Origin of the sequence: Nocardiopsis sp. CNT312 (genome assembly GCF_000515115.1) — a bacterium.
In the GTDB taxonomy this organism is placed as follows: Bacteria; Actinomycetota; Actinomycetes; order Streptosporangiales; family Streptosporangiaceae; genus Nocardiopsis.
This window is the reverse complement of record NZ_AZXF01000010.1, coordinates 203,804-227,340: the sequence shown is the minus strand read 5'-3', so window position 1 is coordinate 227,340 and position 23,537 is coordinate 203,804. Positions and strand designations below refer to the sequence as shown.

The following is a 23,537-nucleotide window of genomic DNA, read 5'->3' as shown; positions in this document are numbered from 1 at the left end:
AGGGGGCCGGGAACGTGGATCTGCCCACGTACACCAACATCTGGCGTATCGAGAAGCGGCTGTACAAGCTCTACGATTTCCGGCTGCCCATGCCGCTCCCCGTGGGGACCTTCGGGGTCGCGCTGGGGGTCTTCGCGCTCTGGGTGGTGCTGCTCAGCGTCCTCAACGCCCCGTTCACCTTCGGCAACGGCTGGCACCTCGTGCTGTGGGTGGTGCCGCCCGGTGTGATCACCGTCCTGGCGACCCGGCCGGTGATCGAGGGCAAGCGCCTTACCGAACTGCTCATCTCCCAGGCCCGCTTCCTCACCGAGGCCCGGGTGTACACACGCTTGGCACCCGAGTACGAACCCGGCCAGGTCCGGGTGGCGGTACGGGTGTGGCACCGCCATCCGGACGCCGGGCCGCTGCCCGGGGCCGACCGGCGCGGAACCGAGCCGGTCCGGCCCGCCGTGTCGCTCGACGGACTCCCCGCCGGGGAGGCGCTCGGACGCCTCCCGGCGGAGGCCGTGCCGCCCCTGGCGGAGCAGCCCGAGCCGACCGTCCCGGAGAGCGGGACCGCTCCCGAGCCGGTTCCCGTCCCCGAACCGGTCCCCGCTCTGGTCCCCGCTCTGGCCCCCGCCGCTGAGGAGCCCGTGTACGCCGGGACGGCGGCCGCACCCGTCGCGGCCCGCGACACCGGGCCCGCCGCGGACCGGCGCGGTGTGGGCCGCCGAGTCCTGAACTACTTCGGCTTCGCCCTTCCCCGTGCCTCCCGGGAGGAGACGGAGGAGACCGGCCCGGACGAGCGCTCCGGCCGCCGCGCACACGGCCCCGAGGGGGCACCCCCCTTCTGGTCCCCGCCGCCCGCGTCCGGCGGCCGGCCCGCCGACGGTGGTGCGGGAGAGGGCGAGGACGAGCGTCCCAGTGAGGAGTGGCTCGCCCGCCTGCGCGCCTCCTCAGGGGAGACCCCCGTAGGACTCAGCGCAAGAGAGGCCTACCGGGTCGGCGACACCGCGGCGCTGAGCTCAGCCGAACTCGCCGACGCCGTCGCCTCCGAGGACGTGCGCGCGGACGAGCGCCGCCGTGCCGAGGAGGTGGTGTCCGCACTCGACCCGGAACCCGACCCCGCGGACCCGACCCCCGCCCGCCGTCTGCGCGGCCGTGTCCAGGGCATCAGGGTGGCCAGGGAACTGGACGAGCGCCGCACCGGGCACGAACCCCCGCCCCGAGAGCCGGCAGAGGGCCGGGGAGCCGCTTTGCCCGCCGATAGCCCAGCGGAGCCTCCGGCCCGTCGTCCGCGCCCGCACGCCGCGCCCTGGGAACTGGACGCTCCCGAACGGCGGACCGATCCGTCTGGGCCCGGAACGGACGACGGCCCCTACGGTGACCTGTCCGACTACGCGGCGCGGTTCGCCGCGGCCACCGGCCGCCCCGCCGAGGAGGAGCCCGCGGCCGCGCCCTGGCTGCTACCCGGGGCCGCGTCCCCCGGGGCGGGGGCCTCCGCTGAGGCGGCTGGTCCCGCCGAGGCCCCCCGAGACACCGTCCGTCCCGGAGAGGACGCCCCCGCCGCCGACGCAGCCGGGACGCCCACCGCGCCCGAGGTCGCCGAACCCACGGAGACCGCCGAGGCCGCTGAGGTGCCCCCAGCCTCCGAAACCGTTCCGGAACTGGACCACGGCACCGGTGAGCAGGACGCTCTCGCGGTCCTGGACGGCGGCGGTACCGGGCCCGCCGCGGACCGGGAGGAGGAGCGGAGCGAGCGTCTGTCCGTGCTCGACCGGCACCTCAGCAGGGCCGACACCCCCGCTCCGCCCCGCCCCGCCTTCGCCGACGCCGTACCGGCCGAGGAACGCGGAGCGGAGGACCCGGCATGGTTCGAGGACGGCAAGAGGCGCCACCCCGACCAGCCCAGGGTGGGCGACCGTGGCAACCCGGTCATCCACGCCAGCGAACTCTACGAGGGAAGCACCGTCGGCCCCGGTTCCGACGCGGCCGGAGACGGCGCTCCCCGGGGCGCCGAGACCGCAGGTCCCGACACGGCCGGAGCGGCCGGGGACGCCGCTGAGAGCGCCAAACCCCCCACACAGCTCGACCACGGCACCGGCGAGCTGTCCAGCTTCGTCGAGGTCCGGGAGGAGCCCGCGCACCCGGTCCACCCCGACCAGGACCGGGACGCCCGTTCCGACGCCTCCGCGGTTGCGCGGCGCACCGAACAGGACCTGGAACAGGCCGAGGCCGAGGCCCTCGCCCGCCGTCGTGGGGCCGACCGGGAGGCGGAGGGCGCCGTTCGCGACCCCCGTGCCCACCCCAGCATGGCGAACATGCTCGCCCAGCAGCGCGCCGCCGAAGCGGCCTCCAGGGAGGCGGGGCGCGACGCCGCGCCGGAGCCCTACGACAGCGAGTCCTTCCACCGGGTCGCACGGAACGCGCGCCGCCTCGGAGACCTCTTCGGTGAGCCGGTCCCGGGCGAGGAGCCCGTGCGCGGTACCGGGAACCGGCCCTCCGCCTCAGCCGACCCCGGCCGGGACTCCGGAAACGGCCTCGAACTCGACCACGGCACCGGCGAGCAGGACCGGCTCGGAGACGCTCCGCGCGGGGCCCCCTCCAGCCGACCCGCGCCCTCCGCCCCCGGGCGCACGGAGGGCGCCTCCGACGGTTCCGGTGGCACACGAGGCTGGCGCCGTCTGGCCAAGGTGGTCGCCGGAAGCAGCGCGCCGACCCGTTCCGACGTCTCGGACAGCGACGCCGCCCGGCTGCGCGCCCCCCTGCCCGGGCCGCGGAGTGTCGTGGTGCTCGGCTGCACCGGCGGGGCGGGCCAGAGCATCACCGCGCTGTTGGCGGGGCACACCCTGGCCGCCCACCGCGACGATCCGGTCGTGGCGGTCGATGTCAACCCCGGCCCCAACGGGCTCTCCCGACGTGTGGGCGCGCAGACCTCAGAGACGCTCACGGCCCTGCTCGCCAATGCGGAGGGCATCGGGGACCGCGAGCGGATGGACGCCTACACGGCCCGGACGGGCAGCGGCCTGGAGGTGGTCCAGACCCTCGACGACCCCTATGTCCAGACCCTGGACGAGCGCGACTACGGCCAGCTCACCGACCTGCTCGGCCGGTTCTACGGGGTGACCTTCCTCGACCCCGCGGCCACGGGTGTGGCGCGGGCGCTGCCCGTCGCGGACGGCCTAGTCCTCGTGGCCCCGGCCAGCGCCGACGCGGAGCGCGCCGTCTCCATGACCTTCGAGTGGCTGGACGGCAACGGCTACGGCGCCCTGCGCTCCAACGCCGTGCTGGTGGTCAACGGGGTGAGCAAGAGGAGCCTGGAGGCCGTCGACGCGGCCGAGCGGGTGGCCCGGGGCCGGTGCCGTGCGATCGTCCGCATCCCGTGGGACGACCACCTCGGCTCTTCCTACAGCAGGGTCGACGTGAACGCTCTGCGCTCGGCCACCCGGCGCGCCCACACGGCCCTGGGCGGGGTGCTGGTCAGTGCCCTGGCCCGCCCGAAGGCCTAGGCGTCGCCGGTGTGCACGGGCCGGGGCACGGCCGAGGATCCGGCCCCTGCGCCGGGGGACGGCCCCGGTGCGTCCCGGGGCCGTGTGCTGTGCGCCGCACGCGGCTTCGCCCCGCTGAGCGTCCGCTCAACGGGGCGAAGCGGCCGGGTCAGCGGCCCGCCGGGGTGAAGTCCCGAGCGGACAGGAACTCCGGGCGCGGGCCGCTCGCGGCGAACGGCCGCGCGCAGGCGTTCTCGACGCTGTTGAAGACGATGAACACGTTCGACCTCGGGTAGGGCGTGATGTTGCCCCCGGAGCCGTGCATGCAGTTGGAGTCGAAGACGGTCGCACCCCCGGCACCGCCGGTCAGTACGTCGATGCCGTGCCGCTCGGCCAGCACGGTCAGCGAACCCTGGTCCGGGGTGCCCACGTGCTGGCTCCTCAGCGAGGAGCGGTAGTGGTCGTCCGGGGTCTCGCCGACGCACGACACGAACGTCCGGTGCGACCCGGGCATGATCATCAGGGCGCCGTTGTGGGGGAAGTTGTCCGTCAGCGCGATGGAGAAGCTGACGGCGCGCATCCGGGGCATACCGTCCTCGGCGTGCCACGTCTCGAAGTCTGAGTGCCAGTAGAACGACCCCCCGCCGAAACCGGGTTTGTAGTTGACCCGGCTCTGGTGCACGTAGACGTCCGATCCCAGGATCTGGCGCGCCCGGTCGACCAGGCGCGGGTCGTGGACGAGGCCGGAGAAGACCCTGCTGATCCTGTGCACCTCGAAGACCGATCGGACCTCGTCGGAGGCCGGCTCGACGATCACCCGCTCGTCCTCGCGCAGTTGCGGATCGGAGCCGAGACGCTCCAGTTCGGTCTGGTAGGAGCGGACCTCGTCGGCGGTGACGAGGTTCTCGATCTGCGTGTAGCCACGCTCGTCGTAGGCCCCGATCTCCTCGGAGGAGAAGGGGCCGTCGTCGCCGGAGCCCCAGACGACGGGGTCCCTGCGGTACAGGAGGGCGGGTTCGCCGGTCTTCCGGGTCGGGTACTCGTCCGTGGCCGTGGTCGGAGCATCCATCTGCAGAGTCATGGCCGATCCCCTTGCGGGTCTCATCCTCTCACTGGGGTAGACGGTTGTCCTTGCGACACGTGAACTTAACAAATATCCCGGATGCTTTATGGCGGGAATTCCGTGCGTGATGTTTGCCTATTAGTCATGCGGGTATGACAGTAATACTATATGGGCGGAAATTGAATATCGGATTTCTTCCTCCTCTTCTTTTGTCCGGTGTCCGGCGTGTGAAGGTGTGCCTTACCTGGGGTCTCGTGCGGACCGCGGTCTCTGGTCGACGTGAAGAGAGTCTTCCCAGGTCGTCCCGTTGTGGTGGTGTTCGGGCGGTCTGATCGGGCCTCAAGGTGCACTTTTGTTGTGTGCTACATCACAGAAATCTGCTACAGGACGTGGTTTTCCGGTGGTGGTCGCCTTCCCCGGGTCTGATTCCTGCGCGCCGCAGCCCCCCGGTCGCCCGGTCCACGCCTATCGCCGCCCCCTCTGCACCGACACCGCTGTGCCCTCACCGAGCCGCACCGCGTCCGCCTCCGCCCGGAAAGCGTGGGTTCCCCCGGCACTTCGGTACTGCGGATTCGGCCACGCCGGAACCCCGTCCGCTTCTCTGCCGCAGCGCCATGCACCACTATGGGAAGGTGGCACAGGCGGTGGGGGAGGCCCTGGGAGGTCCCGGGAAGGGCACCCCGCCGAGAGCGATCAGGAGGGTTACCGAGATGGCCGGCACCTGGGGAACCCGAGGCGCGACCCGCCTCGCGGTCCGTTACTTCGACGACCGCGTGCTCTTCAGCGACACCGAGGCCTGGGCCTACTTCCGTCTGCCCACGGTGTCCTACGAGTTCACCACACCGGAGGAGCGCCAGGCCCTCGCCACGAACATCACCATCGCGCTCGCCGCTATCCGGATGAACGACGCCGAGATCCACCTCCGCATCGCCCACCGCACCTATCCGGCCGCCACGTGGGCCACCGCCCTGGACGCCACCTCCGACTCCGGCCCCGGCTGGTACGACTACCTCGACGAGACGTACCGCCACGTGTGGGCCAAGGACTTCTGGACCAAGGAGGTCTACCTCGGCGTCCGCCTCGGCCAGCGCACCGGTGGGGCGGGCCTCGGCCTCTTCTCCCACCTCTTCGGCACCTACCAGCGCACGGAACAGGCCCTGGGCATCAACGACGACGCCTTCGACGACAAGGAGATCTCCCGCTGGACCGAGCAGTCCGAACGCCTCGGCCGCGCGCTCGCCGCCAGTTCCCTGCACGCCCGCCACGCCACGGCCGACGAGATCGCCTGGCTTGTCCGCCACGCCGTCAGCGGCACGGCCGAGGAGATCAGACCCTCCGCCGCGGGCCGCCGCACCTGGGGCCGGGGCGAGATCGAGGCGCTCGTCGACGGGGTCGTCCACAACGGCCGGTCCGCCCTGCGCCTCGAACAGCCCGCGGGCTCCACCCACGTCGCCTTCCTGTCCTTCGCCCGATTCCCGGACCTCATGCCCTTCCCGGACGGCGAACCCTGGATGCACCACGCCGACGCGCTGCCCTTCCCCGTCGAGATGTCCCTGCGGATGAAACTCATCCCGCCCGCCAAGGCCAGCAAGGACGTCGGACGCAAGCTCGCGCACGCCCGCGACATGGACGCACACATCCGCGAGGCCGGGGTGGAAGCGCCCATCGCCCTCGCCGAGCAGATCGATGCCGCCCGCATGCTCGAACACGGCATCACCAAGGAGCGCCTCCCGTTCGTCTACGGCTGGCACCGGCTCATGGTCTCCGCGCCGAGCGAGCGCCTGCTCGGCCAGCACGTCGAAGCGGTCATCGAGCACTACCGCGACATCGGTATCGACGTCATCAACTCCACCGGCGACCAGTTCTCCCTGTTCAGCGAGTCCCTGCCCGGCGACCGCATCCGCCTGGGCGCCTACGCCCAGCGCCAGCCGCTGCGCACCATCGCGGGCGGCATGCCCACGGCCACCGTCGACGTCGGTGACCGGGGCGGCCGCTCCTCCGGTGGCTGGGTGGGCCCCTACATCGGCGAGACCATCGGCCGCGCCCGCGCCATCGTCCACTTCGACCCCATGGTTGCCGCGGCGCGCAACCGCCCCACGGCCATCGCGATCACCGGAGAGCCCGGCGGCGGCAAGACCACCCTCGCCCTGCTGCTCATCTACCAGCTCGCCCTGCGCGGCGTCACCGTCGCCGCCATCGACCCCAAGGGCGACGCCGAGTCCCTCGTCGAACTCCTCCAGCGGCGGGGACGCAAGGCCCGTATGATGTCCCTGGGGTCGGCCCAGCCGGGCCTGCTCGACCCGTTCGCCTTCGGCGACGACCTGCCCGCCAAGAAGACCATGGCCACCGAGACCCTCCGCCTCCTCCTGCCGAGGATGAGTGAGGAGCGCGAGTCCGCCATGATCCAGGCGGTCGCGGCGGTCGCCAACCAGCCCCGGCCCTCCCTGGCCAAGGTCGTCGACCACCTCGTCTCCTCGTCCGGGGCGGCCTCCCGCAACCTGGGTGCGGTCCTGCAGTCGATGTCGGAGATGCGCCTGGCCAGCCTGTGCTTCGACCCCCAGGGCGACGCGCGGGTGGACACCGAGGGCTGGACCACCGTTTTCACCCTGGGCGGGCTGACCCTGCCCGACTCCGGCGTCGGACGCGACGACTACTCCTATGAGCAGCGGCTGTCCGTCGCCCTGCTGTACCTGGTGTCCCAGTTCGCGCGCCGCCTGATGAACGGACTCGACCGCAGCCTGCCCAAGGCGATCTTCCTCGACGAGGCGTGGGCGGTCACCTCCACCCCGGAGGGCGCCAAACTCGTCCCCGAGGTGTCACGCATGGGCCGGTCCCGCAACACCGCCCTCATCCTCGTCTCGCAGAACGCCGGTGACCTGCTCAACGAACAGGTCACCAACTGCCTGTCCTCGGTGTTCGCCTTCCGCTCCAGCGAGCGGCACGAGGTGGGGAGCGTCATGTCGCTGCTCGGCGTGGAACCGACCGAGGACCACCTCGCGGTGCTGCGCAACCTCGGCAACGGCGAGTGCCTGTTCCGCGACCTCGACGGGAGGGCGGCGCGCATCGGCGTCGACCTGGTCTCGCAGGACCTGCTGCGCTGGCTGGACACCAACCCCACACGGCGCCGGCCCGAGGGGGAGGAGGGCCCGGTGATGGCCGCCTCGGTCTACGGGGACTGACACTGTCCCGCCACGGGCGGCCGGGGCGAAGGGGACACCGGTACCAGGTTCGGGCCCCGCCCGGGATGGGGATGACCTATTCCGACCGGGTTCCCCCGGTACACCCCGATCGACCCACCTCTCACAAGGGCCGCCCATGAGTGAGGACGTCGTCCAGCCCCTTCCCGTCGTCGATCCCGCCCTTCCCGAAGACATGCGCGCCCTGATCGCGCGGGAGGCCGCCGCGCCCCCCTCCCCACCGTGGGCCGACCCCGGTCCCCTGACGCGGCCGGCCCGCTTCCGGGAGGGCGCCGTCCACGTCCTCGCCGCCGGGTTCACCGTTGCCGTCGCGGGCGCCGTCGCGGGCGCGGCCGCAGGACTGGTCGTCGCCGCCGTGATCCTGACGGCCTACGCCCTCATCCTGTGCTGCGGTCGCGGCACCCACCCCGCCATGCGGACCCTCGGTCTGCTCACCGGGGTGGGAGCCCCCCTGGCCGTGGGCGTGTGGTTCCTGAGCACCGCCCTGGCCGACGTCCCCGCGGGACTGCCGTGGCTGCTGTTCGGCTGCTTCACCGCCCTCCTCTGTGCCGACGCGGCCACGGGGCGTGTGCGCCGGAAGCCCCGGGACTACGGGGAACTGGTGCTGACGGCGGAGGACGTCAGCGACGCCGACCACCCGCGCCTGGCCGCCGTCCAGCGCGTGATCGTCCTGGTGGAGCGGGCCCGCGACGAGATCGGCGATGCCTCCCTGGACGCGGTACGGGCCCTGGCGGTGCTGCGCGACCAGGAGTGGCGCATCGCCTCCCTCCTGGCCCGGCAGAGGGAACTGCGCCGGGCCCACCTGCGCCGCTGGCAGCGGGCGGCCTCACCCCGGGTCCGGGAGGCTCTCAAGGCCCAGCGGGAGGCCCTGGACACCGTCGACGGCGCCGTGCGGGTCCGGGTAGAGCAGATCACCGCCTACGGCACGGCCGTGGAACGGGCACTGGAGGCCCACCGGGAGTGGGAGCAGTGCCAGGAGGCGCTGGACTCCATGGACGAGTACACCGACCACGTGGCCTCGGCCGCCTTCCTGGAGGGCCCCTCGTCCGAGGTCGGCGACCTGTCGGCAGCCGCCGTGCTCGCACGCCGCATCCGCGACGCACGGGTCCGGGCCCTGGCGGGCCACCCGCTCCCGCACTCCGGTCCCGGGCCTTCGGCCCCCGAACCCGCGGCGGGAGGGGACGCCTGAGGGCCGCACCCGTGCGTCCCTTCGGGAACGAGGGTCGAAGGCCTCTGGCATATTGACCGTATGAGTGGAGTACGGCAGATCGACGACAGTCCTCTCGCCCGTGCACGCAGGCACACGGCCGTCATGGTCGCCTCGGGCCGGGGCGGGTTTGTCGAGATCCGCCGCAGGACGTGGGAAGCGGTGGCCCTGGCCGATCCCGCCGCACTCGACGCCCTCGTCGACCGTGCCCTGCACGACCACCTGCACCGGCAGCGGCTCTGGCCCGCCCGTACCGACAGCGAACGCCTCACCCGGGCCTTCCGTGCCCTCGACGAGTCCGGCATCCTCGCCCGCGAGGACTGCTCCTGCTGCGACCGGTGCGCCCGGGACGCCGTCCAGGCCGAGGCCGAGGCCCACAGCGCCGTCGCCGAGGGGCCGAACGTGCGCGGCTACGCCTTCTTTCACGAGCGGGACGCCGAGGCAGCGATGGGCGGGGGGCCGCTCTGGATCGGGTTCGGCGCCCTGCACGAGATCCGCCACGCCGCAGTCGGCGACGAGATAGCCCAGACGCTGCGGGCCCACGGGCTCACCGTCACCTGGGACGGCGACCCCGACCGCAAACTGGAGGTGGTCCTCGACTGGCGGCGGCGCCGCCGGGACCGCGGTGCGGCCCGCCCGGGCGTCCCCGTCGACGGTGAGCCGGAGGTGGAGGTGGCCTACACCGATCCGGGACCGTTCGGTGTCCCCGAGTGGATGGACCACTACCGGGGCCGGGTCACCGTCCGCGAACTCGCCCGCATGGTCCTGCCCTGGCTGCCTGGAGGGTACGCGGCCACGCTGACCAGTGACCGGGGCCACGTGATCACCGTCGAGCGCGACGCCGGCCTCCTGTGCGTCTCCCGGCCGCGGCGGCTGCTGGCCCGTGAGCGCCTGGAGGAGCCGCTCAGCCGGTGGGCGGTCGGCGGTTGCTGGCCGGCCGAGGACGCGTCCTCCCCGAGGACCGGGGTGCTCGACGTCAAGTACAGCGACACTTGCGGCACCGGGATCGGGTTCGTGGAGTACCCCGAACCCATGGAGACGGCGGCCGCGTGCGACCTTGTCCACCGTCTGACGCCCGCCGAGGGGAGTTTCGCGGTGTTCGACGCCCCCGGGGGCGCCGTCGTCCAGATGGTGTGGGAGGCCGGACCCCGGCTGTGGATGGAGAGCCCCTCCCCGGAGGAGTCGCTCTCACGCGGCCGCCACGTCACCGCCTCCGAAGCGGAGGAGATGGTACGGATCCTCGCGGAGGAGGGCCGTGTCGCCCTGGCGGACCTGGGCGCCCTGGCGGTCACCCCCTGGGGGTGACCGCCAGGGCCGCACCTCACCCGGAGGCCTCCAGTTCGAGGACCCGCGTCTCGTAGGTTCCCGAGGTTGCCACGGACACCTCGAACACGCCGAACGTGCGGCTCCCCGACCCGTCCCAGGCGAACCGGCCGCTCGCACCCCGGTAGGAGATCTCCTCGCCCTCGGCGAGCATGTCCCGGCAGGAGGCGAAGTCCTCGCACGCGGTCCCGTCCCGAGTCACCCGCGCCATGTGCTCCACGAAAACGGCGGGGTCGGTGCTGCCGGCCGCCTGCGCGGCCAGCGCGGCGACGGTGACGCAGTCGAACACGTAGGGCGCGTGCCGGAGGTCCCCCGCGTCCGCCCCGAGGGCGGCCAGCTCCTGACGGAACCCCTGGCCGCCGTCGTCGTTTCGGGCCACGCCCGTGACCCCGTCGGGCAGCGCTGCGGGGTCGTACAGGTGGGAGTGGTCGAGGTAGATCGGCGGCACAGTCTCCCCGCCCGTCCTCGCCAGCGCCTGGACGAGTTCGGGGCCCATGACCGAGGAGAGCACCGCGAAGGCGTCTGCCTCGACCGCGGCCGCGTCACCGGCGATCGTGGCCGCGCCGGTGGTGATCCCGTCGTGGAGCAGGTAGGTGTAGGAGACCCCGTGCCCGTCCAGCGACGCGGCGAGCGCGTCCGCGTACAGGCTGCGGCTCTCGTCCATGAGGATGGCGACGCTGCCGTGCCCGTTATCGGCGATCGTCCGCCCCAAGGCCTGGGCCAGGAACGCGACCCCGGGCCTGCTGCTGAAGTAGTAGCCGCCGTCGTCGATGTCGGCGGTGGAGTCGAGGTTCTCCTGCGCGCACTGGACCGTCCGCTTGCCGGTGACGGCTGTGTGGGTGGCCAGCGCGGAGTGGGTCGGGCCGAGGACGACGTGCGCCCCGTCCGCCAGCAGCCGCTGAGCGCCCTCGACGGCCGCGGCCTCGGCCTGGACCTGCTGCCCCTCGCTCGCGTCGCCCTCATCGGCGGTGTGGACGTCGGGTACGGGTGCGCCTAGCACACCGCCCGCGGTGTTGATTTCGTCGATCGCGTACTGCGCGGCGACGGGCAGGTGCGGTGCGGCCAGCGCACCGTTCTGCGGATACAGCAGCCCGAAGGTGAGCGCGTCGTCCGTGGTCACCGCGGTTGCGCCATTCTCCCCTCCCCCGGTCAGCAGCACCAGGCCGCCGACCGCCGAGACCAGCAGGAGCGCGCCTGCGGCGGCACCCAGGACCCAGCCGGTGCGCCCGCGGCGGCGCCCGCGGTGGCCGCGCCTCTCGGGGAAGGGGTCGGGTTCGGTCCCGGGGGCCTCGGCACGTGTGCGGGGGGGTGCTTCGGCGGGTGTGGAGGGGCCGACCCGGACGGTGTCGGGGAAGGGGGCCCAGTCGCGTTCGGCGAGTGCTGCGACCGCGTCGGCCCTCTCCTCGGGAGTGGCGGGGGCGGTGCCAGGACCGGTGGCCGTCAGAGCGCGCACCAGGTCGGAGGCGCGGGAGCGCTCCCAGGGGTCCTTGGCCAGGGCCCGTCCCACCATATTCCACAGGTGGTCGGGCAGGCCGCGCAGGTCGGGTTCCTCGTGGAGCAGGCGGTAGGACACGTGCTCGGCCGGTCCCGTGCCGAACGGCGGTGTCCCGGTCGCGGCGTAGACGACGAGCGCACCCCAGGCGAAGACGTCGGACTCCGGGCCGCCGCGGCCCCGGAGGAGTTCGGGAGCGGTCCAGGGGGTGGCGGTCTCGGGCGGGGAGGAGGGGCCGTCCAACGCCTGAGCGATGCCGTAGTCGACCACCTTCGGCCCGTCCGGGGAGAGGATGACGTTCGACGGCTTCAGGTCGTGGTGTGCACCCCCCGCAGCGTGGATCGCGGCGAGGGCCTCGGCCATGCCCGCGGCGAGGACGCGGACCCGGGCCTCGGGCAGAGGGCCGCGGGTCTGCACCTGTTCGGCCAGGGACGGGCCGGCGTGGTAGGCCGTGGCGATCCAGGGGCGTGCGGCGTTGGGGCCGCCGGACAGGACCGGGGACAGGGACCGTGCCCGGATGTGTCCCGTGGCCTGGACTAACCGGGAGAAGCGTTGGCGGAACCCCGGGTCGTCGGCGTGCTCGGGGTGGATGACCCGGACGGCGCTCCAGCGGCCGTCGGGAGCCTTCGCGGCATAGACGATGCCGGTCCTGCCCGATCCCAGCCGGCCGTGGATTTCGAAAGGTGGGATCATTCTGGGATCTGAGGATTCCAGGGGCAGTGTGGGGGGAGTACCAGATATGGGGGGCACAGGATTGCTCCCGGTGAGGAAGGGCGATGGTCACGGTGCGGCTTTAGTCAACCACTCTCACGGACTTTCCTGTACATGACTTTTATCTCTTTGTAGCCACTGCGGCCCCATCTTTCTGGGTGAAATGTGGGCTTTGTTATTTTTTGTCGGATTCGCCATGATGGATGGCTTTTGCGGTAGGAGTTCGTCTTCGCCCTCTGTGGCGAGTGCGCCTCGCGCCTCCCGGGAGGATGCACCCTCTTGGGTAGCATTTCAATTACTTGTCGTGATCATTGTGTGGTCGGCGGCCACGCGAACGTGAGGAGCGGGATGGGTATCGTCGAGCGGATGGCCTCGGTAGCGGTGGCGGCCCTAGCCGTCACGAGTGTCGTGGGTACAGCGGCTCCGGCGTCGGCGGACGGGGCCTGGATCGACCGGGATCGGGTCAACGCCATCAGCGGCCCGCGGACCGCCCTGGAGCGGGAGACCCCGGTCGGAACCGTCCAGGTCCGCCAGGGCGTCGACGGCGAGGGCACCCGGTACGTCTGGGCGCGCGTACTGAACGGAACGAGCCGGCACGAGATCGTCCTGGAGGTCGACCTCGACGGGGACCGGGTCCCGGACGACCGGGCCGCCCACTACCTGGCGAGCGGCGGCACCGGATGGACGTGGGGACTCGCCGCGCAGGCCGGCCACGCGTTCCGTGCCTGTGTCGTCTCCGGGACCGCCGGGTGCGAGGACGAGGCCACCCGCACCGCTTGGTGGTAGGGCCTCAGGCCGCCCCCACCCCGAAGAAGGCGCGCGAGCGGGACGGGAGCAGCAGCAGTCCGCCGATCACCAGGTTGAAGATCAGGAGCAACAGGTACCAGGGCACCAGTTCGGTCGAGTAGACGAGCACCGAGAACACGCTGAACAGCACCAGCACCGACATCAGGACCTGGACGGCCACCACCGTTACGAACAGGGACCGGGAGCCCGTCATCAGGCCCAGCGCGGAGAACGCCGAGAAGAGGCCCCAGGCTCCGACGAGCAGGACCGGGCCCCAGTCAGCGGAACCGGAGCCGCTCGCCACGGAGAAGGCCTGGAGGGCCGTGATCACCATCAGGTAGAGCGCGTTGACCCCCAGCATGCCCGAGGCGGCGATCAGCGTGCCGGGCTTGCCTGCGCCGGACCCGCTGGGGAGCGGCCCGCCGCCGGTGGTCGAACCCGGGTAGCCGTACCGCGGTCCCGCGGTGACGTACCCCGTACCGCCGCCCACGGGGGCGCCCGGTCCGACCCTGCCGGTGGGGACGGTGCGCGGCGGCCCCTGCGGTCCGGAGGGGTGCTGCGGCTGCCCGCCACCGCCCGGGTACACCGGGTGCGGTACGGGGGAGTGCGGCGGGTGCGTCGTGGGCGGCACCGGCCGGGTCCCGGGTGTCGGGGGCCGCTGCGGGCCGCTCTGCGGCTGCTGCGATCCGCTCTGCGGAGCCTGGGGTCCGCTCGCCCCCTCCGCGGGGCCTCCGCCCGTAGCCAGGGCCGCCCTCTCACGCCGCAACAGGTCCAGCGCCTCGTCCGGTGTCGGCCGCGCGGAGGGGTCGCGGTCCAGCAGCGCCGCGATGAGCGCGCGCAGGGGCGCCCCGGCCCTGTCACCGGGTTCGGGCAGGTCCGGTCCGGTGGGGCGGGGCGGCAGCGGGGCGGTGAGCACCGCGCTGATGATCCCCGTGATGCTGTCCCGTTTGAAGGGGGAGCGCCCCTCCAGCAGGGCGTACAGCGTGACGCCCAGGCTCCACAGATCGGACGAGGGCAGGGCGCGCTCGCCCTCGAAGCGCTCCGGTGCCATGTACTCGGGGGAGCCGATGAACACGCCGGTCTGGGTGAGGGCGGTGCTCCCGTCGACGTTGGCGATCCCGAAATCGGTCACCACCGTCCGCTCGTCATCGGTGAGCATGATGTTGGCGGGCTTGATGTCCCGGTGCGCGACCCCGGCCGCGTGTGCCGCCTTCAGTCCGCGCAGTACCGAGAGCGCGGTCTCCTCCACACGGTCCGCCGGCATCGGGCCGAGGGTCTCCAGGCGCTGCTGGAGGGAGACACCGCTCAGCAGCTCCATGACGATCCAGGGGCTGCCGTCCTCCTCCAGCACGTCGTGGACGGCCACGACCGCCGGACTGTGGATGCGCGCGGTCGCCTGTGCCTCGCGCATGGTGCGCTCGTAGGCCTCGGTGCGGGCTTCGTGATCTATCCCCTCGGGGAGGCGGACCTCCTTGACGGCCACCTCGCGCTGGAGGGAGGGGTCCCAGGCGCGCCAGACCGTTCCCATTCCACCCGCGCCGAGTCGTTCTCGCAGTTCGTAACGGCCGACGGAGGAGCGACCGGGGGAAGTCATGTGCGGCCTGTTCCCTTCTGGCGGTGGGATGGTCGGAGTGGGGGAAGTGCAGGCCACAATCTATCGGGAAAAGAGTGATTCCGCCTGACCTGGGATATCAGATGCCGTTGTCCCGGCTCTGCGTACTCTAGACCGCGCCACCGACCTTCCCCGGCCGCGCCACCGGCGTGACCGGAACCGGGCCGGTGCGGCGGGTACACGGGGCCGACGCCTTCGCCGGCCCCGCTCTCGCGGTGCTCCGCCGGACGGCACGCCCGCTACAGCGGTGCGTCGTCGACCAGGATGTCCCATCCGACGTAGTCGCCGTCGACGGAGGTCGCCGTGACGGTCACGCCGTAGTTCATGCCGCCCCGTACGAGGGTGCAGCGGATCTCGGCGCCCACCTGCGCGGGGAGGGGCTCGGAACAGGAGAGGTCATCGACGGTCTGGCCGATCGCCTCCAGCTGCGCGGCCGACTGCTCGGCGACCGTCGCGGCGGGGACGGAGCCGTTCACCACGGCGGGGGTGTCCTCGATCACGGTGTCGTTGCCGGTGGTGTCCTCGGCCGCGCCCTCGTCCGCGGGGGCCGCGTCACCGGTCGGGGCCTCATCCACCTGGACGTCCCAGTTGACGTTGCCGCCGTCGACGGAGGTCGTCGTGAGGGTCACCCCGTAGGTCGCACTGCCGTCGGTGAGTTCGCAGCGGATCTCGGCACCCACCTCGGCGGGCAGGTCCTCGGGACAGGTGAAGGCGTCCGGGGCCTCACCGACCTGCTCGGCCAGGATGCGGCTCGACTCCTGGGCCACCTGCTCGGCGTCGACGGCCCCGGGGCCGCCGATGCTGAAGTTGAAAGAGCAGCCGGTGAGGAGCAGGGGCAGCGCGCCCAGAGCCGCTCCGACGATGACCGGTTTCCTGCTGACCTGCCGCATCGCGGCCTCCTTGGTCTTGTGCTGACGTGCCATGCGGACAGACGCGCGGGAGCGGAGGCTGGTTTCGGTGCAATACACCTTGATGCACTTTTGTGGTCTTAAGTCCCGATATCCACCCGGTGTCCAGCCCCCTCAGGAGGCGTGTCGGTGCGGTACGCCCCGTCGGGCGCGCTGTGGAGGGGGCGTGTGGTGCCGTCTCCCCGGCTGCGGTGGAGCGTGGAGGTTTCGGCCCAACGGCAATAGGGGCTGCGGGTGCCTCGGAAGCCGAACCTCAGCTGGGCGTTAAGACCGTTTGATGGCTTAATGTCCATTTTTCTGGGGTAAAGTTCATGTGACGCCCCTCATACTCAGGCTCGGGGTGCTTAATTGTGGACTGCTGGATTATGGGAGTTCCGGAAGGGCCGTTGATGTCCACTAGCTGCGGAAACGTAGGACTACGGCCGCTTTGCATGCCTGCGTTGTGGCATGAGAGAGGCAGGAATCGGAAATCTCCGGGCGTTGCACCCATCTGGCGGGTCTTTGGTGGAGCACCATAGAGGATGGGGTAAAGACATGCGGGGGCCTGGGTTCGCGTACGCCGGGAGAGGGTGTGCGCGGACGGCCCCCTCCGACCGTCCGCCACGCAGCACGACCCACGGCGCCGACCACGACGTAGGAGCCCATCCGATGACGCATCAGCATGTCCGACGGCCGGGATGGCGACGGCCCCTGATGATGCTGCTCCTGCTCGTCGGGTTCATGGTCCTGCTCCCGACCACCGCGCACGCCAACACCCTGTGCCCGGGGGAGCCCGCACCGCTGCCGGAGTCGGCGGGGAGCGGCTCGGACGGTCTGCTGGTACCCCCCAGGTCGCAGTCGGCGATCGAGGGCTCGCCCGACGGCCTCCCGCCCGACGCCAGCATGTACGGGCAGTACGGCACGGCCGGAACCCAGTGGCACATGATCACCGAGTCGTGCGTCGACGGTATCTCCAACGGAGCCCAGGCCACCCTCGCCAACACGGTGTGGGACCTGTCCAAGACCATCAACCAGTCGACGATCACCGTCTACCAGGCGGCCACCTCCGACGGCTTGCTCGCGAGCTTCAACGAGCTCGTCACCAACGTCGTGGTCACCTTGCGGGAAGGCATCTGGCGTCCGCTCATCCCCACCGTGGTCATCCTCGGCGCGGTGTGGCTCGGCTGGTACGGGCTCATCCGCAAGCGGGTGACGCTCACGATCGAGTCCGCCGTGTGGATGGTCGCCGCCACCGCGTTGGGCATGTGGATCCTGGTCAACCCCGCCCAGGTCATGGGGTTGGCGAGCGGACTGGTGAACTCCGGCACCCAGTTGGTGACGAGCACGGTCGGCCAGGTGCCCTACGGCGGAGGGTCGGGTGCCTGTCCAGCGGGGGCCCAGGCACCGGAAAGGGCCGACTGGGAGTCGGAGTCGGACTTCCAGGTGCGGCGCAACGCGGACATGCTGTGGTCCAGCCTGGTGTGCCAGCCCTGGGTAGCAGGGCAGTTTGGGAACGATTCCACGGGTCAGAATGCTGCTCGCCGTCATGCTGAGGAAATCATTGCGGCACAGGGAATCAGTCGTATCGAACAGCAGCAGATCGCAGATGGTGAAGTTGATGCGAATGAACTGATAGCTGCGAAGCAAGATTCTTACGAAGAAATAGCAGTTCGGATGGAATCTTCTTACCCTAGCGTCTATCCGTTGTTTTCTGGGCAGGATCAAGGGAGTCGCCTGGGTGTAGCAACCTTGGCTCTTTTTGCGGCAATCTTTGCAGGTGGTCTGATTCTTGCTGGATCTGTGGCCCTTATAGTTCTGAAGATTGCATTTATTCTTCTCTTTCTTCTATCGCCGATTTTCCTGCTCATCGGAATCCACCCCGGATACGGGCGTATGGTCTTGCTCCGGTGGGTGGAACTGATGGTCGGATTCCTGCTCAAACAGATTTTCGTCGTGCTGCTGATCGCCCTGTTGGTCATGTGCTACGGGCTGGTCATGTCGAGCACCCTCGGCTGGGGTCTCCAGATGATTCTGCTGGCCCTGTTCACCCTGGCCCTGTTCATCTACCGCAAGCCTTTCGCCTACCTGTTCTCCTCGGTCAACGCCAACACCTTCACCTCGCGAATCGTCAGCGACGCCGCTCAGAGCCAGACCCTCGGAAGAAGCGCGGCGGTGCTGCCCCCGATCGCCAACCTCAGGGCACAGGCGTGGGGGCTGCGCAGGTCTTCGCAGATCGCCTCGGTCGCTTCGGGGGTTCCCGCTGGAGGGGGCGGTGCGAACGGCACCGCCATCGAGAGCGTCACCGGTGAGGAGAACGTCGGTGAGGGTGGCCCTGCACGTGCCCGTGGACAGGTCGGGTACGGCCGGGTCCGTGGCGACGGCGCACCGCCTCCGCTCAACGTCACCAGAACCCCTTCGTCGTCCACCACTGGTGGAACACGCCCTGCGGAGAAGAGCAGGAGCGTCGACGAAGCACCGAGTCTGGGCGGTGGCGGGGGCTCCATCCCGCCCCGGCCGAGCGGTGGTTACACCGGAACCGGGGACAGCGGCTGGGCCTCCGTGTTCGGCACCGCTTCAGGCAGTGGCGGGGCCACCGTTCGGCGAGACGACCACGGCGGTGGCGGTGGCGGCTCCCTCTTCGGGGGTGGCCGGGCCGCCAGTACCGAGCGCCCGGATTCCAGTACAGGTCGCGGTATCTTCGGCGGGCGTGAAGCCACCCCGCCCAGGGGGAGCGTGGGTGACCGGGGTTCGCGGTGGGGCGCACCGAGGGATCGCCGGGACCGCACCGCCCCCCAGCGGCCGGCACCGGCCGACAGCACGAGCCGCCGTGGAGACGGTGAGGGCAGTTGGCTCTCCGGGCCCGGTCGACGCGGGAACGACGCACCTATCACCCCGTTCTGGGGCGAGAGCAGTTCCTCCAGGAACAGGGACCGCCGACGCGACGTCCCGTTCTGGCTGAACGACGACTGATTGACGAAAGCCCCGAGCGATGCCGAACTCACTGCCCGAACGTGCCCAGAGGCTCATCTTCGCCAGCCTGATCGTGATCCTGGTGGGATTCGGGATCTACCTCAGCCTCGGCGGTTTCGGGGGTGGTGAGGAGACGGAGGAATCCGTGGCCGCCCCCGCTGAGACCGGAACGGGAACGACAGAGGACCCTGCCCCCCGGTCCGGACCGGACGTCCTGTCCACGGTCGCGCCGAGCCCGATCGAGACCAGCGACGTCCAGGACACGGACGTCCTCACATGGTTTCCGTTCACGGAGGACGAACTCCGTGCGGCGGGTGCGACCGCCCAGGCCTTCTCAGAGTCCTACGGGACCATCGACTACACCCGGTCGCCCGAGTCCTACTTCGCCGCGCTGGAGGGCCTGGCCACCGACGAGTACGCGGATGTGCTCTCCGACCCGAGTCGGGTCGGGGCATTCTGGCAGGAGATGTCGGAGGCGGAGGCCGTCGCCGAGGGGCGCGCCGAGATCGACACCATCCGAAGCTTCGGCGAGGACTCCGTCACCTTCGTGGTGACGGCGCAGTCCATCACCGAGACCGGGAACGCCGAATTCGACGAGGAACTCGGTGAGTTCGCCATCACCGTGGTCCGCGGCGGTGGCACATGGCGCGTCTTCGACTTCCAGCCCGCGGACGTAGGACAGTTCGGGGAGGAATAGAGCTTGAACCCACACCCCGCCCCCACCCCCGTTTTCTCGTTGAGGTTCTCGGACAGAGGCGCGTCCGGATTCTGGGTCGCCATGATCGCCGCTGGCCTGGCCGCTCTGACGATCCTGGTGACGATGGTCGTCGTCCCCCTGGTCTCGAACTCGACGCAACAACTCGGCAGCCTGCTCTCCAGTGGACTCGTCTGCGGACCCAACGCCGACGCCCAGCAGCCCGACGCCAGCGGCTACGCGATGGACTCCATCCCGGAGAACTATCTGGAGCTGTACCAGGAGGTCGGGAAGGACCGTGACATCCCCTGGAACATCCTCGCCGGGGTCGGACAGGTGGAGTCCCACCACGGTCGATGGGACGGCCCGGGGATTACCGAAGGGCACAATGACTGGGGTGCCGCCGGACCGATGCAGTTCGGTGCTCTCGACGGTTCCGCTGCGGGAAACAGTTGGGGCGGCGAACCCATCCAGCCGGTGGGGGACCGCCCCGACGATGGATACGGGCTCGACGGCAATGGTGACGGCATCGTCAACGTCTACGATCCCGGGGACGCGATCCCGGCGGCGGCGGACTACCTCATCGCGCACGGACTGCGGGACGACGTGCGCCAGGCGATCTACGGGTACAACCACGCTTGGTGGTATGTGGACGACGTACTGGAATGGGCTGGTCAGTACGCCGACGGTGATTTCGACACCTCGGGCTCGGTGCGTACCGCGGTGCTGTGCCAGTTGAACGAGGACGGAATGCTCATCGGGCGTGCGCCGGACGATCTGACCCAGGCGGTGGTTGACTGGGCATTGGCCCAGCGTGGGAAGCCCTATGTCTGGGGCGGAACAGGCCCGAGTGGCTTCGACTGCTCAGGACTGATGTACAAGGCCTACGAGAGCATCGGTGCGGCCATTCCCCGGGTGTCTCAGACCCAGTGGAAGTTCGGCCCTGAGATTCCGATGGGTGAGGAACAGCCGGGTGACCTGGTGTTCTTCGACACGAGGCCGCGAGGACAAGCGAGCCCCGGCCATGTGGGAATGGTGGTCGGCAACGGGCTGATGGTCGAGGCCTGGTGCACCAACTGTGGTCCGATCGCGGTCCGTGAGTACGATGACCCCAATCGTTCGGACATCGTGGGGTTCACACGTCCCTTGCAGCACCCGGATGTGATCGCCCAGTTGGAGGCGCTGGATAGCCGTGGCTGATGTGAAGGAACCGCCTCAGAAGAAGCAGGGGCTGCACGGATGGAAGGCCGCAGGTGCGGTCTTCGGCTGCGGAACACTTGCGGCCTTCGGCACCTTTGGTGTGCTGCTGGGAGTAGCAAACATGGTGCTTTCTAGCCTATCTAGCGGAATCGATGGTTCGTCGAATCATCCGCAAGCTGTTTTGACAGGTGATCCAATTCCAGATCTGGACCCGGGTGAGATGAATCTTTGCGTCCAGGATGTTCAGCATGCGTATCCTCCAGTGGATAGTGATTACTATAGTGGAAACTATGAAGATCCGGCCTTGGATGGAAATTGGGAGGACCGCACTGTTCGGGATCGGTGCGTCTGGGAAATCATGCCAACTGGATCTGCGCCTGGCCAGTTCGAGCCCTGGGAATTCTCATACTCTTATGAATCTGTGATCGATTCCCCGGGGGAATTAGATCCCGATCATCTTGCCAGAGAGAGGTTCGACGAGCTCGTTGAAGAACTTTCTTCAAGTAGGGGTGAAGTGATTGACTCTGGTGAAGGAAGTTTAAGTGAGAGGTCGCACTTCTTTTATGAGAAGAGTCCTTCTGGGGGGTATGCTTATTTCTTGGTAGGTAAAACTAGGAGTACGGTTTATGTGATGTCTTTCTTTTCTCCTGCATCCAATGGTGAAATAACTAAGGAGCGATTTTCTGGTGAGGCAAGGCATGTGGCTTCTTATTTTGAGACGAGTCTTCAAGTGCTCGTTCCTGAGTGAACCTGGTCTGGCTCAGGCCACGCCGGCCATGAAGTGGTGTCGGCACAGGGTGGTGTAGGACTCGTTCCCGCCGATGTGCACCTGCTCGCCCTGGTAGACCATCACCCCGTCGACCACCCTGGCGTTGTGGGTGGCGCGGTCGCCGCACCAGCAGCGCGCGTACACCGGTAGGACCTCGATCCGGTCCGCCAGTTCCACCAGCCGCTGGGAGCCTGGGAACAGTCGTCCCTGGAAGTCCGTCAGGATGCCGTAGCAGTACACGTCGATCCGCATCCCGTCGACGACGCCGGCCAACTGCCCCACCTGCTTGGCTGAGAGGAACTGCGCCTCGTCCACGATCACGTACCGGGCCTTGCGCTCGGCGATGTCGTCGTACAGGTCCAGGCCGTCGCCGACCTCGACGGCGGGTGACTCCAGGCCCAGTCGTGAGGAGATGATGCCCTCTCCGGCCCGGTCCTGTTTCGTGTACAGCACGCCCTCGCCGCCCCGAGAGTGGTGCTCCTGGAGGGCCATGGTGCTCTTGCCCGAGTTCATCGACCCGGTGAAGTACTTCAGCTCCGCCATGCCTCTTCCTCGATCGCGGGCGTGCTCCGGCCGTTCGGGGTCCTCGCCTCGGCCGACAGCGAAGGTACCAGCGGAGCCGGTCGCTCCGCGCACCGCGTCGGCCGCCTCCCCGGTGCTCCATCCTCACACGGGGTTTCGACGGTCCGGTTTCCGGAAAGTCATTCTGCTCGGCTGAGCCGGTGTGGGATAGGGCACGTGACCGCGTTGGCCGACATTCCGGTATAAGTGGGTCGCCGCCCGACCGAATCGAGGGCGGCTTGAAAGGGGACGGGACGTTGCGGCGTGATCGGGTCGCCCGGCTGGTCGAGAGCCGACGGTTCTCCACCGCGATACTTCTGGTCATCCTGGCCAACGCGGTTATTTTAGGATGGGCCACTTATGGCGGTTCTGCTCTTCCCTATCTCCTTGCGGTGGAGCACGTTCTCGTCGTCTTCTTCGTCGTCGAGATGGCGCTCAAGATCTACGCGTGGCGCCGGGGTTTCTTCCGTGACCCGTGGAACTGGTTCGACTTCGCCGTGGTCCTGGTCTCCGTCATCCCGGTGGCCGGCCCGTTCTCCGTCTTCCGGGTCCTGCGCGTGCTGCGGATCCTGCGGATCATTACCGCCGTCCCCGAGATGCGGATGATCGTCTCCGCGCTGTTCCGCTCCTTCCCGGGAATGGGGACGGTCATCGCCCTCCTCCTGGTCATCGTCTACACGGCGGCGATCCTCGGCCAACTGCTGTTCGGCGCGAGCGTGCCGCAATACTTCGGAGACCTCGGGACGTCGCTGTACACGCTCTTCCAGGTCATGACCACCGAGAACTGGCCGGACGTGGCCGACGCCGTGACCGCCCACCACTCGGGCGGCTGGATCTTCTTCGTCCTCTACATCGTGGTGACCGCCTTCATCGTCCTGAACCTGGTGATCGGTGTGATCGTCGCGTCGATGAAGGAGGAGGTCGACCGCAACCGCTGGGACGAGGACCAGCGGCTGGAGGAGGTCCAGCACCGGGAGGTGATGGAGCGGATGGCCGAACTGGGGCGGCAGGTGGAGCGCCTGGAGCACCTGCTGCGGGAGCGCGAGGGGGACCGCCCGCCGACCGTCGGGCCGGTCGTGTCGGAGGGGGCCGCCGAGCCGGGGCGCTGACCGAGGGGGCAGGGCCCTCGGGCCCCCGGCACGACTCCATGTGTCCATTCGATCGCCAGGAGTGATTCCGGGGGCCGGACGTACCCCCATGCCGTCCGGCCCCCGGTTCCTGGGAATCCATCGAGCGGCACCCCTGCTTCACCGCTCGAGGGCGTTCCCCCGGTGCGCGGCGCTCACGGCGGCGCACCGGTTTTCCGGGAGTGGTTCGTGTGGGCCGGGACGGCGGCGAGGCCACCGCGCCGGTCCCGATCCCGCACGGGTCCTCCGCCTGTTCCGGCGTGGAGCGCTCCCGTCGGGATCTGATGACCAACAGTACTGCCCCTATGCGCCTCGCGGGTGGCACTTCGGGAAACGCCACGCCGATTCGTCTGCGGCCCCCTTCCGCGAGGGGGTGAGAAAGACGAAACGTGCATCGCCCGCGGCCCGTGCGCGTGTGTTCAGGTGCCCTGACCAGAGGGAACACCAGTGAGCACGGGTAACTCACATGCC

Annotated in this window: 15 protein-coding genes; 10 read left to right on the top strand and 5 right to left on the bottom strand. The window is 69.9% G+C overall.

Going from position 1 to position 23,537, the window contains the following annotated elements:
* Positions 1-14 precede the first annotated feature (14 nt).
* Complete coding sequence (locus B042_RS21735) at positions 15-3,488, top strand: TcpE family conjugal transfer membrane protein (RefSeq protein WP_051415416.1); 3,474 nt, start codon at positions 15-17, stop codon at positions 3,486-3,488.
* 148 nt (positions 3,489-3,636) lie between these two features.
* Here the strand turns inward: B042_RS21735 and thpD are convergent, their stop codons facing one another.
* A complete protein-coding gene (thpD, locus tag B042_RS0102745; protein WP_028646947.1) occupies positions 3,637-4,548 on the bottom strand; it encodes an ectoine hydroxylase in 912 nt (303 codons plus the stop codon).
* Between the two features lie 692 nt (positions 4,549-5,240).
* On the opposite strand from thpD, the gene B042_RS0102740 reads away from it, so the two are divergent.
* From B042_RS0102740 to B042_RS0102730, 3 genes are all read left to right on the top strand, one after another.
* Positions 5,241-7,709, top strand: coding sequence for an ATP-binding protein (locus tag B042_RS0102740; protein ID WP_028646946.1), 2,469 nt, complete (start codon positions 5,241-5,243; stop codon positions 7,707-7,709).
* Between the two features lie 136 nt (positions 7,710-7,845).
* Positions 7,846-8,916, top strand: a complete 1,071-nt coding sequence (locus B042_RS21730) for a hypothetical protein (protein WP_051415415.1) — start codon at positions 7,846-7,848, stop codon at positions 8,914-8,916.
* Positions 8,917-8,976: 60 nt separating this feature from the next.
* Positions 8,977-10,239 (top strand): DUF6891 domain-containing protein, encoded by a 1,263-nt coding sequence (locus tag B042_RS0102730; protein WP_028646945.1) that lies wholly within the window; start codon positions 8,977-8,979, stop codon positions 10,237-10,239.
* Positions 10,240-10,255: 16 nt separating this feature from the next.
* Here B042_RS0102730 and B042_RS24215 read toward each other — a convergent pair whose 3' ends face one another.
* Complete coding sequence (locus B042_RS24215; RefSeq protein ID WP_051415414.1) at positions 10,256-12,442, bottom strand: bifunctional serine/threonine-protein kinase/ABC transporter substrate-binding protein; 2,187 nt, start codon at positions 12,440-12,442, stop codon at positions 10,256-10,258.
* 366 nt (positions 12,443-12,808) lie between these two features.
* Between B042_RS24215 and B042_RS21720 the strand changes: the two genes are divergently transcribed.
* Complete coding sequence (locus tag B042_RS21720) at positions 12,809-13,246, top strand: hypothetical protein (protein ID WP_036553701.1); 438 nt, start codon at positions 12,809-12,811, stop codon at positions 13,244-13,246.
* Positions 13,247-13,250: 4 nt separating this feature from the next.
* On the opposite strand, the gene B042_RS21715 is transcribed toward B042_RS21720, so the two are convergent.
* On the bottom strand, positions 13,251-14,840 hold the full coding sequence (locus B042_RS21715; RefSeq protein WP_081748554.1) for a serine/threonine-protein kinase: 1,590 nt from the start codon (positions 14,838-14,840) through the stop codon (positions 13,251-13,253).
* A 257-nt stretch (positions 14,841-15,097) separates the two neighbouring features.
* Positions 15,098-15,781 carry a DUF4333 domain-containing protein gene (locus tag B042_RS0102705; RefSeq protein ID WP_369797659.1) on the bottom strand — a complete coding sequence of 228 codons (684 nt, stop codon included), beginning with the start codon at positions 15,779-15,781 and terminating at the stop codon, positions 15,098-15,100.
* Positions 15,782-16,459: 678 nt separating this feature from the next.
* On the opposite strand from B042_RS0102705, the gene B042_RS0102700 reads away from it, so the two are divergent.
* The 4 genes from B042_RS0102700 to B042_RS25520 all read left to right on the top strand — a co-directional run bounded on the left by B042_RS0102700 (position 16,460) and on the right by B042_RS25520 (position 21,357).
* Positions 16,460-18,715, top strand: coding sequence for a type IV secretion system protein (locus B042_RS0102700; RefSeq protein WP_231493740.1), 2,256 nt, complete (start codon positions 16,460-16,462; stop codon positions 18,713-18,715).
* A gap of 19 nt (positions 18,716-18,734) precedes the next feature.
* Positions 18,735-19,412: a hypothetical protein gene (locus B042_RS0102695; RefSeq protein ID WP_028646942.1), complete on the top strand. Its 678-nt coding sequence runs from the start codon at positions 18,735-18,737 to the stop codon at positions 19,410-19,412.
* A 123-nt stretch (positions 19,413-19,535) separates the two neighbouring features.
* Positions 19,536-20,609 (top strand): NlpC/P60 family protein, encoded by a 1,074-nt coding sequence (locus B042_RS0102690; protein WP_369797660.1) that lies wholly within the window; start codon positions 19,536-19,538, stop codon positions 20,607-20,609.
* On the top strand, positions 20,602-21,357 hold the full coding sequence (locus B042_RS25520; RefSeq protein ID WP_155988835.1) for a hypothetical protein: 756 nt from the start codon (positions 20,602-20,604) through the stop codon (positions 21,355-21,357). The genes B042_RS0102690 and B042_RS25520 overlap by 8 nt, the downstream gene beginning before the upstream one ends.
* Positions 21,358-21,369: 12 nt before the next feature.
* Here the strand turns inward: B042_RS25520 and B042_RS0102685 are convergent, their stop codons facing one another.
* Positions 21,370-21,921, bottom strand: a complete 552-nt coding sequence (locus B042_RS0102685; protein WP_028646940.1) for a thymidine kinase — start codon at positions 21,919-21,921, stop codon at positions 21,370-21,372.
* 275 nt (positions 21,922-22,196) lie between these two features.
* Here B042_RS0102685 and B042_RS0102680 point away from each other — a divergent pair, with 275 nt between their 5' ends.
* Positions 22,197-23,048 (top strand): ion transporter, encoded by an 852-nt coding sequence (locus B042_RS0102680; RefSeq protein WP_231493702.1) that lies wholly within the window; start codon positions 22,197-22,199, stop codon positions 23,046-23,048.
* The last annotated feature ends 489 nt before the right edge of the window (positions 23,049-23,537 follow it).

Bases quoted from the DNA above. Each gene is read 5' to 3' on its own strand.
- thpD (WP_028646947.1), bottom strand. From the start codon at position 4,548: ATGACTCTGCAGATGGATGCTCCGACCACGGCCACGGACGAGTACCCG.
- B042_RS0102740 (WP_028646946.1), top strand. From the start codon at position 5,241: ATGGCCGGCACCTGGGGAACCCGAGGCGCGACCCGCCTCGCGGTCCGT.
- B042_RS21730 (WP_051415415.1), top strand. From the start codon at position 7,846: ATGAGTGAGGACGTCGTCCAGCCCCTTCCCGTCGTCGATCCCGCCCTT.
- B042_RS0102730 (WP_028646945.1), top strand. From the start codon at position 8,977: ATGAGTGGAGTACGGCAGATCGACGACAGTCCTCTCGCCCGTGCACGC.
- B042_RS24215 (WP_051415414.1), bottom strand. From the start codon at position 12,442: ATGATCCCACCTTTCGAAATCCACGGCCGGCTGGGATCGGGCAGGACC.
- B042_RS21720 (WP_036553701.1), top strand. From the start codon at position 12,809: ATGGGTATCGTCGAGCGGATGGCCTCGGTAGCGGTGGCGGCCCTAGCC.
- B042_RS21715 (WP_081748554.1), bottom strand. From the start codon at position 14,840: ATGACTTCCCCCGGTCGCTCCTCCGTCGGCCGTTACGAACTGCGAGAA.
- B042_RS0102705 (WP_369797659.1), bottom strand. From the start codon at position 15,781: ATGGCACGTCAGCACAAGACCAAGGAGGCCGCGATGCGGCAGGTCAGC.
- B042_RS0102700 (WP_231493740.1), top strand. From the start codon at position 16,460: ATGATGCTGCTCCTGCTCGTCGGGTTCATGGTCCTGCTCCCGACCACC.
- B042_RS0102695 (WP_028646942.1), top strand. From the start codon at position 18,735: ATGCCGAACTCACTGCCCGAACGTGCCCAGAGGCTCATCTTCGCCAGC.
- B042_RS0102690 (WP_369797660.1), top strand. From the start codon at position 19,536: ATGGTCGTCGTCCCCCTGGTCTCGAACTCGACGCAACAACTCGGCAGC.
- B042_RS0102685 (WP_028646940.1), bottom strand. From the start codon at position 21,921: ATGGCGGAGCTGAAGTACTTCACCGGGTCGATGAACTCGGGCAAGAGC.